Source organism: Clostridium sp. DSM 17811, from assembly GCF_018861905.1.
GTDB lineage: Bacteria > Bacillota > Clostridia > Clostridiales > Clostridiaceae > Clostridium_AD > Clostridium_AD frigoriphilum.
On sequence record NZ_JAHLDU010000009.1, the window covers coordinates 62,447 to 77,689 of the forward strand.

At 31.7% G+C, this 15,243-nt stretch carries 8 protein-coding genes and 1 other annotated feature; of the genes, 1 reads left to right on the plus strand and 7 read right to left on the minus strand.

From position 1 onward, the window contains the following. Positions 1-35 precede the first annotated feature (35 nt). Both KPL44_RS12810 and KPL44_RS12815 read right to left on the minus strand, forming a co-directional pair. Entirely contained in the window at positions 36-1,712 is a 1,677-nt protein-coding gene (locus KPL44_RS12810; protein ID WP_216250827.1) for a peptide ABC transporter substrate-binding protein, read from the minus strand. Positions 1,713-2,421: 709 nt separating this feature from the next. Beyond that, positions 2,422-5,064: a valine--tRNA ligase gene (locus KPL44_RS12815; RefSeq protein ID WP_216250829.1), complete on the minus strand. Its 2,643-nt coding sequence runs from the start codon at positions 5,062-5,064 to the stop codon at positions 2,422-2,424. Between the two features lie 82 nt (positions 5,065-5,146). Further along, positions 5,147-5,375 (minus strand) — a binding site (T-box leader). Between the two features lie 208 nt (positions 5,376-5,583). On the opposite strand from KPL44_RS12815, the gene KPL44_RS12820 reads away from it, so the two are divergent. Beyond that, positions 5,584-6,609, plus strand: coding sequence for an ABC transporter substrate-binding protein (locus KPL44_RS12820; RefSeq protein WP_216250831.1), 1,026 nt, complete (start codon positions 5,584-5,586; stop codon positions 6,607-6,609). 611 nt (positions 6,610-7,220) lie between these two features. Here the strand turns inward: KPL44_RS12820 and KPL44_RS12825 are convergent. From KPL44_RS12825 to KPL44_RS12845, 5 genes are all read right to left on the minus strand, one after another. After that, positions 7,221-8,042, minus strand: a complete 822-nt coding sequence (locus tag KPL44_RS12825) for an aminoglycoside N(3)-acetyltransferase (protein WP_216250834.1) — start codon at positions 8,040-8,042, stop codon at positions 7,221-7,223. Positions 8,043-8,069: 27 nt separating this feature from the next. Then, a complete protein-coding gene (locus KPL44_RS12830; RefSeq protein WP_216250835.1) occupies positions 8,070-8,552 on the minus strand; it encodes a response regulator in 483 nt (160 codons plus the stop codon). Between the two features lie 280 nt (positions 8,553-8,832). Beyond that, positions 8,833-9,720, minus strand: coding sequence for a fructose bisphosphate aldolase (locus KPL44_RS12835; protein WP_216250837.1), 888 nt, complete (start codon positions 9,718-9,720; stop codon positions 8,833-8,835). Positions 9,721-9,846: 126 nt separating this feature from the next. Further along, the gene (locus KPL44_RS12840; RefSeq protein WP_216250839.1) at positions 9,847-10,218 is read right to left on the minus strand and encodes a hypothetical protein; all 372 of its coding nucleotides are present in this window, start codon (positions 10,216-10,218) and stop codon (positions 9,847-9,849) included. 727 nt (positions 10,219-10,945) lie between these two features. Beyond that, complete coding sequence (locus KPL44_RS12845; protein WP_216250841.1) at positions 10,946-15,226, minus strand: 2-hydroxyacyl-CoA dehydratase; 4,281 nt, start codon at positions 15,224-15,226, stop codon at positions 10,946-10,948. Positions 15,227-15,243: the final 17 nt, after the last annotated feature.

Sequence of the window (15,243 nt, forward strand, 5' to 3'; positions counted from 1 at the left end):
CGGCTCTGTTGCAGTGTTTAATTAAAATCTAATTACTATTTACCTGAAATATATGCAGTTTTAAGATCAAACCAAGCACCAAATAATGGTACATATGTTCCCTTTAAATAATTCTGAGTAAATGAATTAGTTGCTTTGTAATAATATGGAGAAACTCCAGCATCTTTAGCTACAAGAATCTCTTCTGCTTCTTTAAATATAGCTAATCTCTTAGTAGTATCTAATTCCGTTTTTCCTTTTGCAATCAAAGCATCATATGCTGGATTGTTGTATTTACCATTATTATTACCATTAGTAGATGTAAACACATTAAAGAAAGAAATAACATCATTATAATCAGCACCCCAACCACCAGCACAAATATCGAATTGACCTTTTGTTCTAGCCGCAAAATATGAAGGGGAATCTACTGAATAAGTAATTGAAACATTTATTCCAAGATTTTTTTTGTATTGATTTTGAATAAACTGAGCTTGAGCTGTTGAAAGTGAAGTTGCTTTTGGCATTAATAATTTTAAAGTGATTTTTGATGGATCTGAACTTAAGCCTGCTTCTTTTAAACCCGCAGCTAAAAGTTTTTTTGGATCATCTTTAACAGTTTTTAATGGTTCTGGTACTACTGTTCTATATTCATCTTTTCCAAGCATTATCTTTGTAGGGATTAAACCTTCAGCAACATAATGTTGTTTAAATACTGTAGTTATTTGAACTTGTCTGTCATAAGCGAGTGATAAAGCTTTTCTTACACTAGCATTTGATAATGCTTTAGTCTTATTATTAAAAATATAGTAATATACTGATGGATCATAACCCTTGAAGTATGAAATCTCACCTGCTGTTGCTTTCTTTTGTAATGCAGCAGTGTAATCAGTATCTCCTTTAATCATATCAAGTTCTCCAGCATCAAACATTTTATTGTAAGTAGCTGGCTCATCAATTATCTGAGCGTTAACAGTTGTTAATTTAACGTTTGCTGCATCCCAATATTTATCGTTCTTTGTGTATACAACTTTAGCACTTTTTACATGGTCTGATACTACGAATGGTCCATTATAAACCATGCCCTTGAAATCTTGACCATATTGATCTCCTAATTTTTTCACTATATCTTCTCTTTGTGGAACTAGACCTTTAAAGTTTAATGTACTTTCAAAATAAGCACTTGGTGCATTAAGTGTAACCTGGAATGTATTATCATCAATTGCTTTAACTCCTAAATCGCTTGGTTTAGCTACTCCTGTATCAGTTGCACCCTTAACTCCCATTTCATTTAGCATTCCAAGATAATCTTGGCTTACTTTTGGATTAGCGAGTCTTTGCCATCCGTATACATAATCTTGAGCTCTAATTGCCTTTCCATCAGACCACTTACTAGCTCTTATATGAAAAGTGTAAACTTTATGGTCAGCACTAACTGTCATCTTATCAGCACCTGCAAGGATACTTATAGTTTTACCATCCTTAGATACTTCCCTCATTAGTCCTTCATCAACATTTGTAAGTGTAGTAAATGATTCATGATCACTAACTACTGAAGGATCAAGTGATGTGTAATCATATCCTAAAATGTTTGCAGTTTGATCAGCATCAAGCTTAGCCTCTGTTGATTTTGTAGTACCTGCACTATCTCCACTTTTAGCTCCACAACCTACTAGTGCCACACTTAACACTAAGGCTACAATTAGTACTGAAACGATTTTCTTGCTTTTCATTAATAGTCCCCCTTAATTAATAAATAATTACTTCTAAATAAATGAAATTCACTCTCAATAAAATCAAAGAAAAATAGTACAAAATTCAGCTTCGCATCCTCTAAGTAAATATACTTACTTTAAAATATTTATTCAAATGTAAATTTAGGTTGTCGAGCTTCATATATCCATTCTTTCTACAATTTGAATTGGAAATAGATTAATTATTTAATTTTTGTAATATTTAATATTATTAGAATACTAGCAAATAAATAAATAAATGTCAATATAATATTTTATAATTAATATCATATTTCTTCACATTATTTATAATTTATTTGTATATTGTTAGTGTTTTATTCATATACGTTGTGAATTATGCATAAAAGCATTGTTTAATAATATTTACGTGTATATTTATACATTTTTTTCAGACAATACTAAATTTAATCCTCCTTAATCCACATTGTTAATATAAATTAAGTAAAAACTTCATATTTTTTTATTATTGCTAATATCTTTCATAATCTTCAATGTCATGAGCCTTTTTTATTCTTTTTTTTCAATATTCTTTTTTTGAAAATATTGAATTTTTTCATCCAAGTTTTTCTTACTACAACAAAATAAAAAACTATAGAATAGACATCACTTAAATGTCTATTCTATAGTTAATAATTTGTTCTGTTAAATCATCTCATTCTGAGCTGTGTAAAACTTCGAAAGGAGATTTTTACTTCAAATTTTCTATACTTAAAATTACTGAATTATACATTTCTTTATATTTTTCACCTTTAGCTTTTTCTTCTTCTACTACCTCAGCTGGTGCTTTAGCTGTGAATCTTTCATTACAAAGCTTTTTCTCTACCCTATCTATTTCTTTTTTTAGTTTATCTTTTTCTTTGTTTAATCTTTCCAATTCTTTTTCTAAATCTACAAGCTCGAGTAATGGCATATATATTTCAGCACCTTTAGTTACTACTGTAACTACATTCTCTGGTGATTGTGATTTAGATTCTAAAAATTCAACTTCACTAGCTGATGCAAGTTTTTGAAAGTATATCATTCCTTCTTCAAATGCTTCTTTTGCCTCAATAGCATATATAAATACTTTGGCTTTTCTTGAAGGTGCTACATTCATTCCTACCCTAGCATTTCTTACATCTTTTATTGCTTCTATTATATAGTTCATTTTTTCTTCTGATTTTTCGTCTTTAAGCGACTCATCAAATTCAGGCCACTTAGCGATTGTTATAGATTCATATTCATTCTCTAAATGAGTATAAATTTCTTCTGTTATAAATGGCATAACTGGGTGAAGTAATTTAAGCCCTGTTTTTAATACTTTGTTCAATACATTTAATACTATGCCTTTGGCTTCACAATCATCTGCATATAATACTGGTTTAACAAGTTCAATATACCAATCACAGAATTCTGTCCACATAAAGTCATGAGTTTTTTGAAGTGATATTCCTATTTCATATTTCTCAATATTCTCTGTAACTTCTTTTGTCACAGTATTCATTCTTGATAATATCCACTTGTCTGCAACTGTGTAATTTTTACTATCCTTATATTTCGTCATTAATTCATAATTATTATTCATCATAACAAATCTAGATGCATTCCAAATTTTATTAGCAAAGTTTCTAGCTGCTTCAACCCTTGATTCATAAAATCTTATATCACTTCCTGGTGAATTTCCTGTTGCAAGTGAGAATCTTAATGCATCTGCGCCATATTGATCTATTACATCTAATGGATCAATACCATTTCCTAACGACTTAGACATTTTTCTTCCTTGCTCATCTCTTACCATACCATGTATAACTACTGTATCAAATGGTACTTCCCCTAAATTATAAATTCCTGAAAATATCATTCTTGCAACCCAGAAGAATATAATATCGTACCCAGTTACCAAAACACTTGTTGGATAGAATTGTTTTAAATCCTCGGTGTTATTTGGCCAACCAAGTGTTGAGAAAGGCCATAACGCAGAACTGAACCAAGTATCAAGCACATCTTTATCTTGATTAAGATTTGTACTGTTACATTTACTGCAGTTTGTTGGAGCGTCAACAGAAACTATAACTTCACCACAGTCTTTGCAGTACCATACTGGAATTCTGTGTCCCCACCATAACTGCCTTGATATACACCAATCTTGGATATTTTCCATCCAATTGAAATACGTTTTATCAAATCTCTCAGGAACAAATTTTGTTTTATTTTCTCTTACTGCATCAATAGCTGGTTTTGCAAGGGATTCCATTTTCACGTACCACTGCTCAGATAACATTGGCTCTACAGTAGTTTTACATCTATCATGAGTACCTACATTATGAGCATGGTCTTTTATTTTAACAAGTAATCCAGCCTTTTCTAAATCTTCTACCATTACCTTTCTTGCCTCATATCTATCAAGACCAGAGTATTTTCCATACCCATCGCTTATAGTTGCATTTTCATTTAAAATTACTATTTGCTCTAAATTATGTCTTTTACCTATTTGATAATCATTAGGATCATGTGCTGGAGTAATTTTAACTGCACCTGTTCCAAACTCTATATCAACATAATCATCTGCAACTATTGGTATTTCCCTGTTTACTAGTGGAAGCATTATTGTTTTGCCTATTAAATGTGTATAACGAGGATCTTTAGGATTTACTGCAACAGCGGTATCTCCAAGCATAGTTTCTGGCCTTGTAGTAGCTATTTCTAAAAATTCATCTGTGCCTACTATTGGATATTTTATATGCCAGAAATGACCCTCTTGTTCTTCAAACTCTATTTCTGCATCTGAAATTGCTGTCATGCATTTTGGACACCAGTTAGTTATTCTATTTCCCTTATAAATAAGTCCATCATTATATAATTTAACAAAAACTTCTCTTACCGCATGATTTAAATTTTCATCCATAGTAAAACTTTCACGGGTAAAATCAACAGAGCATCCCATTTTTCTTATTTGGCCCCTTATTTTTGCTCTATACTCATTAGTCCAATCCCAAACTTTTTCAAGGAAAGCTTCTCTTCCCATTTCTTTTTTCTTAAGACCTTGTTTTAAAAGTTCATTTTCAACTTTTACCTCTGTTGCAATACTAGCATGGTCTTCACCTGGAAGCCACAACGTGTTATACCCCTGCATTCTTTTTGTTCTTATTAGGATATCTTGAAGAGTATTATCAAGAGCATGACCTAAATGTAATTTCCCTGTAATGTTTGGTGGAGGCATCATTATTGTGAATGGTTTTTTCTCTTTATCAACTTTTGGTGTAAAAAAACCTTTTTCTTCCCACCATGCATAAAGTCTTTCTTCAAAATCTTTTGGATTATAATTCTTATCAATATTGTTGTTTTCTTCCATAATTAACTCCTCCTAAATGATATTTATTAGATTGATTTTTTTAGCGCCAATTTTTAGACAATAAAAAAAGAGCCTTCGTCTGTAAAAGGACGAAAAGCTCCGCGGTACCACCTTTTTTCCTGCAAAATTGCAGGCTCTTTATAATTTAACGATTAAGAAAACCGTCTTATACCCTCTATTCATAATACATGAATGTGGCAAAGAAGCTCCAAAGCAACCTTCAAGGTTTTTCATATAAAAGATCTTACAGCCTATGGATCTTTCTCTCTTAATACTAATTTTCCCCTACTCCTCTTTATCTAAGCCTTTATATATAATATGTTTTAATTGTTATATAACTATACCATATAATATGATTTAATTGTTATATATTATTTAATTTCCATTATACATGCTAATTTTTATATGTCAATGTTATAGATTTTATAACTTACCATAAATATAAAATATATAAAATGTCACACTTATACAATTTTTCATATTATATAATCATAACTACTATATAATATGGAGGTATCTATGAAGATTAAAAAGATGTCGATTTTTTCTATACTTCTCTCCCTTGCATTAATAACTACCTTATTTTCTGGCTGTACACCAAAAACTAAGACTACTCCTCTCGTAAAAGTAAAATTAAATGAAGTGGTCCGTTCCATATTCTACGCTCCAATGTATGCTGCTATTTCTCAGGGGTTCTTTAAAGAAGAAGGCCTAGATATTGAGCTTTCGACTGGTCAAGGTGCAGATAAAACTATGCAACAAGTCTTAAGCAAAGCTTCCGATATTGGTCTTGCAGGGCCAGAACAAGTTATTTACATCTATAATCAAAAACGAGAAGACTATCCAGTTCTTTTTGCACAATTAACTCAAAAGGACGGTTCTTTCTTAGTATCTAAAAAAGCTGAGGCAAACTTTAAATGGGAATCCTTAAAGGGCAAAACTATAATAGGCGGAAGGCCTGGTGGGGTACCTGAAATGGCTCTTGAATATGTTTTAAAAAATCATGGTATAAATCCTGGTGTTGACGTAAATCTTATTACAAACCTTGCATTCACAGCTACTGCTGGTGCTTTTAAAGCCGGCACAGGTGATTATGTTGCTCTTTTTGAACCAACCGCTAGTACATTAAACAATAATAATTCTGGAAATATTGTAGCATCAGTCGGCGATTCTGCTGGGATCATACCTTATACCTGTTTTTTTGCAACAAAATCTTATATAACAAAAAATCCAGCTGTATTGCAAAAATTCACTAATGCAATATACAAAGGTCAAAAATGGGTTAATAGTAATTCTGATAAAGATGTAATTACTTCAATAAAATCCTACTTCCCTGGTACAGATGAGGCTGTACTTATTTCATCTATAAAAAACTACAGAAATATAAATGCCTTCTCAACAAACCCAACATTAGGAGCAGAAAACTTAACAAAACTTATGGATATAATTCAATCCTATAAATCATCACTAATACCTACAAGACCTGACTTTGATACAATAGTTAACACTACATTTAGTAAGAAAGCAGTAACAACTATAAAATAAAAAAAAAGCATGAAATTTCTCCGGTTAGCCTTAAAATAAGAGTTTGAAACGGGAAATTCTATTAAAAAATTCTAGTGCTTTGCAAATATAAAATTCTCTAACACTCACATTCGGCTTTCAGCCGGTTCGCTAGACTTCCTTCTAGTCAGTCTCACGAGAATTTAATATTGGCAAAACAAGAATTTCTAAATAAAATTTCAATGTTTCGACACTTCTTATTTTAGGCCACTTCCGGAAAAATTTCATACTTATATATATATCTGTCACCTAAGGAGACAATCTTGTGTGACATTAAAACAAAGTGATCTAAAAACTAAACATGGATTTTTAAAAAAACTGTGATATTGAAATGTTTTTCTTGAATTGTGCTAACAAAAGTATATATTGCGTAAAATGCATTTGAACAAGTCGTAATCATTCTTAATTTATTTTAATTACAGATGCGTCTATAAAAATACATGTTTGAGCATAGCGAGTTTGTATTTTTTAACATCTGTAATTACAATAAATTTTAGAATGACTTGACGATGTGAAAGCATTATAGCAATATATACCTTTTGTTATAACATAATTCAAGAAAAAACTTTAAATTAATAACTTTCGCAAATAACTCATATCAATCTAGTAGCAAATCTATGTTTAATTAACCATGTTTTAGCAAAGTCAACTCCATCTTTCATTTCAAATAACGTGCATTCTGCATTACCAAGCATTCCTTTTTGTACATTATAATTATCCTCAAACGCTTTTCCAATTAGCATGAAATCTTCTGTATCATACTCATAATCCTCAAACCATTTCCAGCACCTATCACCATTCTCAAATATTGCGGCACCCACACGTTCTTTAGGCATTTCATTTATAAGTGATTCTGAAAGATGAAAACTGGTGCAAGAATTATATCCTACTCCTAGTAAAAGAACTTTTGCTTTTAAATTATACATTTTGCCAAGAGGTGAATCCATACCAAGCTGTGGAGTCAATGGATGATTTTCAATAATATGCATTGCCTCTTTTCCATTTGCACTAAATGATACATGTGGATGATTTGAACGTATTGTGCTAGGAAATGTTCTAAATAATTCCGCAATGCGCCCCATTCCTCGTGTTGGTGAGATTTCGGGGTCAAATGCTGGCATATTATCATATATTGTTTGTATCCATTCTTTCGGTACCGGTGGGTTACACCACTGTGCAGGGTCACTCCACTCTCCGCTATGAGCTGGCATAACCAATGTTCCATCACTTCCCACTGCATTCATTAATGCAGTTATTACAGTCTGCGCCCCACCACAAACCCATCCTAATTTTGACATTGAAGAATGAACTAATAATATATCACTGTTATTTATACCAAGTCTCATTAAATCTTGATAAATAGTATTAATAGTATTAGGTTGTCCTGTTTTATTGATTATTTTCTCTTCACTCATTTATTTTGCTCCTTTTCTAATTACTCCCTATACTTTTGTTTTCATACATATAAAACAATATTTCACTATTAGAAAATAGTATATTTGCTTAATTATACTACTAATCAAAGTTAATCCGCCAATATTGAAATCTTCAGTAGCAACCACATTATTTGTTCTTCGCAGCATAGCATTTACCTTTGCGAGTAATATTCCCATACCAAAAGGCTTTGTTATATAATCATCTGCCCCAAGCTCCATCCCTCTAATTTGTTCGCCCTCTTCACTTCTAGCTGAAACAATAATTACTGGAACATTAGATTTATTTCTAATGATTTTTAAAAAGTAAAAACCATCAAAGGTTGGAAGGTTAATATCTAATATTATAAGATTAGGCTCTATATGCTGAACATCTTCTAATACATTGTCAAAATCATTTAAGAGAATAGTCTTATAATCATAAGCATTTAAATATTCCTGCATATACTTTTTTAATTTTAAATCGTCTTCTATTATTAAAATTTTATTCATAGTAAATCTCCTGATTTTATATTTATAATGCTAATTATACCATTTTTTAAAGTGTTGAGATTATATTTGAAATTAAGGATACTCCAATAATTATTCACTAGAACACCTTCAAAAAAATAAAAGGCACAAGAAGATTTAAATTTAATGATATAACAAAAAGACTGCACTATTTTAAGTACAGTCTTGATTGCCAATATAAGAAAGTATGAACTATCATTATTCACTTATACTCTTATAGCAGACTAATTTAATAGAGTAACTTCCAGAATAAATACCTACATTATTTGATGGATGCATCATAAATTGTTCCAATTGAATTGGATAACATCAAATTGAATTCTTTATCAGTTTGCTTTGCAGTCAATCCTTGCGATAAGGCACGGGAAAAACTAGCTATCAGCCCGTGATTGTGCGTAAGTTTTTGATTTGCTTCACTTTGAGTGTACCCTCCTGATAAAGCCACAACTCGTACAACATGCGGATTATCCATTAAGTCGTGATAGAAGTTATCTTCCGTTGGTATTGAAAGTTTAAGCATTACTTTGACGTCTTTATCAAGGAGTGCTAATTGATTAGAAATTTCAGATTTTAATATTTTTTCTGATTTTCCCTTATCCACGCTGTGGATATCAACCTCTGGTTCGATAATTGGAACCAACCCAGCTTCAAATATTTTCTTGCCAATATCGAACTGTTGCTCAACTATTTTTCGAATTCCTTCTGAATTAGCTTCCTTAATGACTGAACGCATTTTCGTCCCAAAAATGTTTTTTTCACTGGCACGTTTTAAAAGGCCTTCCAAATTAGGAATCGACTTCATGAGTTGAACGCCATTTTCCATTTCAGCCAGCCCTTTATCGATCTTTAAAAAAGGCACAACACTTTTGTTTTCCCAGAGAAAATCAGCAGTAAATTTATCACCAATCTTACGATCCATAGTGTTTTCAAATAAAATAGCACCCAAAATATGCTTTGAATTGAATGTAGGGTTCATTATAATACGCGTTCTCATCTCGTGTACTAAATTAAACATCTCTTCGTCATTTGAATAACGGTCTTCCGAAATTCCATACTGCAAAAGCGCCTTAGGAGTACTTCCTCCACTTTGGTCTAAAGCAGCAATAAAACCTTTTCCAGCATGCATTTGATTCATTTGTTCCTGATTCATATAATTATCCCCTTTCATTTTTATTACTAAGTAATATCTTTAATTACATTATAACACTTATTAAGTACAGATATACAACTCTATTTCCATCGATAAGGAATTTGAAACACCGTGTTTTTTACTACACTATTCCATGCTATTCCATATTGGACATATAAAATAATATAACATTAATGATAATATTATTATAACTACCATATACATAATTGCATTTAATATAAAACTAGCGGAAGTTATAAAACCTACTACTATTGAAATCAAGCAAGCAGATATATATAAGTACCAGCCTAACTTCTTCCAGCTAAATATTAGTATAAACCCTATAAGTTGAATTAAAGCTAAAATCATTGTTCTTAATACATAGAAATTAAATAATCCTCCTGGTTGTCTTGAAAAATAATATAAATTATCTTGTATACTTAAACTATATACTACTATTAATACCAATAAAATTACTGTTAAACACATTCCCCTTTCTTTGTTTTCCTTGACCACCATTTATCATCCTCCATAATATTTTGATCAAATATTATTATTGATGCCTTTTTTATCTACCTTATAATACTTATGTTACTTTTGTTGATTTTAAACTAAATTATAATAATTTTTTAATTATTATTTAAATAAATATAAATTATGTTATCTTTTTATTACCCTATATCCTGCATTAAAGAGGCTTGAAAAAAAACTAGTAGAATCCTATTAGCAAAGTCAAGAAATGCCTAGATTAAAACATAAAAACGTAGAAGCTAAAAAATGCTACTCATTTTTAAATGCTTTAGAATAGAATAAACTCATCCCTCCGGGATTAAAACATATGGAGGGCTAATAGTTTCAAAATCTACTAATATTCCTAAAAAGGAGAGGACAAAACAACTATTAATTGTTTTGTCCTCTCTTTTAGTCTGATTACAATTTTTTTTCATTACATAAACTAAGATTCTGTAACACTCGTTATATACTATCTTTCTCACTACTAAACAACAATTTTCTCCGGAGTGACTTGCAACTAGAAATGACAAAACTATTGCAATTTCATTTAGTAATTCTTCTTTTGCGAGTGTAAAATTCCCGTAAGACTGCCAGGACGGCAGTCTAGCGAACCCGAGACAGGACGTCGAGTGTGAGCGTTAGGGGATTTTATACAAGCAAAAGATTAGAATTTCTTAATGCAATTTCTAGTTTCGAGTTCGGTTGCAATTCACACAGGAGAAATTTATACTTTTTAGTCTACTCTTTTGTCACTAGCTGCCTCATCATAAGCAGTTTTTATTTCTTCTTCACTCTTAAGATTTTTAAAAGCAATAGACATCATAAGTTTAATCCTATTAATTTGATTTACCTCACTTGCACCTGGATCATAATCTATAGCCGTGATATTAGCTCCTTTATTTCTTCTCTTTAATTCCTTAATCATTCCTTTACCTGATACATGATTAGGTAGACAAGCAAAAGGTTGTACACAAACTATATTTTTTGTGCCACTTTCAATAAGTTCAACCATTTCAGCTGTTAAAAACCATCCTTCTCCTGATTGATTACCTAAAGATATAATAGGAGATGCTATATCCGCTAATTCCTGTATTGTTTTTGGAGGAGTAAATCTTTTACTCTTTTCAAGAACTAATTTCATATGTTTTCTATAACTTTCTATATATTGAATAGCCACATTATTTATTATTTTATCAGTTCTACTTTTACCTAAATACTTATATTTAAAGTCAGCATCATAAGCACAGTATAAGAAAAAGTCAATTAAATCTGGCATAACTGCCTCTCCACCTTCTTTTTCAATAACATCTATAATATTATTGTTAGCTATGGGATCGAATTTAACTAAAATTTCTCCAACTAGTCCTACCTTAGGTTTAACAATATTTTTGATTTCTAAAAGATCAAATTCAGAGACAATACCAGTTATATTGTTTTTAAACTCTTTCTTGTTTCCTTCTGCTACTGCTATCTTGCATACTTTTACCCATTTTTCATAAAGCAAATTAGCCGAACCTTCTACAACTTCATACGGCCTAACTTTGTATAGTACTCGCATAAGCAAATCACCATAAACTAAAGCCATAAATGATTTCTTAATTATTGGATAACTAAATTTAAAACCTGGGTTTTTCTCAAGTCCAGCAGCATTTAAAGATATAACTGGTACCTGTGGAAAACCTGCGTCCTTAATTCCTTTTCTAAGGAATCCAATGTAATTTGTTGCCCTACATCCCCCACATGTTTGAGAGATTATAACAGATGTATTTTCTACATCATATTTGCCTGACTTAAGAGCAGCAATTAGTTGCCCAACAACTATTATTGTAGGATAACAAGCATCATTGTTTACATATTTTAAACCTTCATCTACAGCTTTAGTATCCACTGATGGCAATATTTGTAGATTATATCCTGATGAATTAAATGCTTCCTGTAAAAATTGAAAATGTATAGGCGACATTTGTGGGCATAAAATTGTATGTTTCTTTCTCATTTCTTTTGTAAATATAATTTTTTTATCAGGCTCTTGTACTTTGCTTGGCAATACACCATTCTTATCTCTTTCATAAAGTGCAGCTTTTAAAGATCTAATTCTAATTCTTGCTGCTCCCAAATTATTACCCTCATCAATTTTTAAAGTTGTATATATTTTACCGTTATCTTCGAGTATTTGAGCAACCTGATCTGAAGTTACTGCATCAAGTCCACATCCAAAAGAATTTAGTTGAATAAGTTCAATATTTGACTCTTTTGATACAAAACTTGCTGCTGCATATAACCTAGAATGATAAACCCACTGATCCACTACTCTTAAAGGCCCTTCAATAATGCCTAAATGAGCCACAGAATCTTCCGTAAGTACAGGCATATCAAAGTCAGTAATAACGCTTGGAATCCCGTGATTAATTTCTGGGTCTATATGATAAGGTCTGCCAGCGAGTACTATACCCCTTTTTCCCGTTCTCCTAATATATTCTACAACTTCTTCACCCTTATTTCTAATATCTAATTTAACCTTTTCAGTTTCAGTCCATGCTAGCTCAGCTGCTATAACAACTTCCTTTTTGCTAATTCCAAAACTAACTAATTCATCTGCTAATCTCTTATCTAGTGCCTTCTTATTATCTAGAGAAATAAATGGATTAAGGAACCTAACATTTCTTTCTTTTAATATATCCATATTGTTTTTTATTACCTCAGGATATGAAGTTACTATGGGACAATTATAATGATCATCAGCATTTTTTCGTTCTTTTTTTTCATATGGAATACAAGGATAAAATATTAAATCTATTCCCTTATTTATAAGGCTCATTATATGTCCATGTGCAATTTTAGCAGGGTAACAAGCAGACTCTGATGGAATTGTTTCTATTCCCATTTCGTATACCTTTTTAGATGATCTTTGGGATAACTCTACTCTAAATCCTAAATTCGTAAAGAAAGTAAACCAAAATGGATAATTTTCATATAAATTAAGCACTCTTGGAATTCCTATTGTTCCTCTTTTCGCTTCTTCTTTTTTTAGTGGAATATAATTAAATATTCTTTTATATTTATAATCATAGACATTAGGTATTTCCTCTTTTTTGTTACTAAGTCCTAGTGCTTTTTCACAGCGATTACCAGATATAAATTCCCGATCATTATCAAATTTATTAATTGTAAGAACGCATTGATTAGCACACTGCTTGCATCTTCCCATGGTCGTCTCGATAGCTAAATTGTCCAATTGTTCTAAGGATAATAATGTAGAAACGCTGCCTTCTTCATCTCTTTCTTTTGCAATAAGTGATGCACCAAATGCGCCCATTAGACCTGCAATATCTGGTCTTACAGCCTCTCTTCCTGAAATAATCTCAAAAGCTCGAAGTACAGCACCGTTATAAAAAGTTCCTCCTTGAACTATTATCTTTTTGCCCATGTCTTTTGGATCTCTTATTTTAATAACCTTTTGAAGTGCATTTTTTATTACCGAATAAGAAAGCCCTGCAGATATATCGCCTATAGAAGCCCCTTCCTTCTGTGCCTGCTTAACTCTAGAATTCATAAACACAGTGCACCTTGAACCTAAGTCAACTGGACTTTTAGCCTTTAATGCCACCTCTGCAAACTCTGCTACTCCCATGTTTAAAGAGTGAGCAAATGTTTCTATGAAAGAACCGCAACCAGATGAACAAGCTTCATTTAACATTATACTATCGATTACGCCATTTTTTACTTTTAGACATTTCATATCTTGTCCACCAATATCTAGTATAAAATCTACTCCAGGCATAAAAAAATCTGCTGCCTTATAATGAGCTATGGTTTCAATCTCCCCAATGTCCACCTTTAATGCTGCCATTATTAGTTTTTCGCCATAACCTGTCACTGCCGAATTTTTAATAGTAACACCTTTAGGTATTATAGAATATATATGTTTTAGTGCTTTTCTAACTGAAGTTAATGGATTGCCTTCATTACTACCATAAAAAGAGTGCAAAATTGCCCCTTCTTCATCTATAAGTGTAACTTTAGTTGTTGTAGAACCAGCATCTATCCCCAAATAACAATTTCCAGTATACCCTTCAAGTTCACGTCTTTTAGCCTTATACTTGCTTTGCCTTTCATTAAAAACCTGTAGCTCATTGTCATCTGCAAAAAGTGGCCTAAATCTACGAACATCATTACTTTTCGCCTCCATCAATTTTGGAAGCTGATTTTTTAAATGTTCAAATGAAATAGTACTATTATCCTTTGAAGACATTGCAGCACCTACGGCTACAAATAGCTGAGAATCCTTTGGAAAAATAACTTGATCCTCTGTAAGTTTTAAAGTTTCGATAAACCTTTGTCTAAGTTCAGACAAGAAAAACAATGGTCCACCTAAAAATGCAACATTACCTCTAATTGGCCTACCACATGCAAGTCCGCTAATGGTTTGATTAACTACTGACTGAAAAACTGACACAGCTATATCTTCTTTTGCAGCACCTTCATTTAACAAGGGCTGAATATCTGTTTTTGCAAAAACTCCGCACCTAGCAGCTATTGGATATATAGTCTTATAGTCTTTCGCAAGTTCATTAAGTCCAGTTGCATCCGTTTGGAGAAGGGATGCCATTTGATCAATAAATGCCCCAGTACCTCCAGCACAAGATCCATTCATCCTTTGATCTATCCCTCCATCAAAATAAATTATTTTTGCATCTTCTCCACCCAGTTCTATTGCTACATTAGTTCTTGGTATAATTTTCTCTATTGCATAAGTACTTGCTATTACTTCTTGAATAAAAGGTATATTCATCCATTTAGCTAATGCTAGTCCACCAGATCCCGTTACAACTATAGTAATATCGGCCTCTGGAAAATTATTATAAGCTTCATTTAAAAGCTCTGCGATTGTACTTTTAATATCTGAAAAATGTCTCTGATACTTGCTATAAATCGTTTTTTCTTGCTCATCTAACACTACTATCTTAACAGTAGTAGATCCTACGTCTAACCCAACGTGTAATATATTTCTCATAATCATCTTCTCTTTCC

Coding starts and splice junctions, on each gene's coding strand:
- KPL44_RS12810 (WP_216250827.1), bottom strand. CDS start 1,712: ATGAAAAGCAAGAAAATCGTTTCAGTACTAATTGTAGCCTTAGTGTTA.
- KPL44_RS12815 (WP_216250829.1), bottom strand. CDS start 5,064: ATGGAAGAAAACAACAATATTGATAAGAATTATAATCCAAAAGATTTT.
- KPL44_RS12820 (WP_216250831.1), top strand. CDS start 5,584: ATGAAGATTAAAAAGATGTCGATTTTTTCTATACTTCTCTCCCTTGCA.
- KPL44_RS12825 (WP_216250834.1), bottom strand. CDS start 8,042: ATGAGTGAAGAGAAAATAATCAATAAAACAGGACAACCTAATACTATT.
- KPL44_RS12830 (WP_216250835.1), bottom strand. CDS start 8,552: ATGAATAAAATTTTAATAATAGAAGACGATTTAAAATTAAAAAAGTAT.
- KPL44_RS12835 (WP_216250837.1), bottom strand. CDS start 9,720: ATGAATCAGGAACAAATGAATCAAATGCATGCTGGAAAAGGTTTTATT.
- KPL44_RS12840 (WP_216250839.1), bottom strand. CDS start 10,218: ATGGTGGTCAAGGAAAACAAAGAAAGGGGAATGTGTTTAACAGTAATT.
- KPL44_RS12845 (WP_216250841.1), bottom strand. CDS start 15,226: ATGAGAAATATATTACACGTTGGGTTAGACGTAGGATCTACTACTGTT.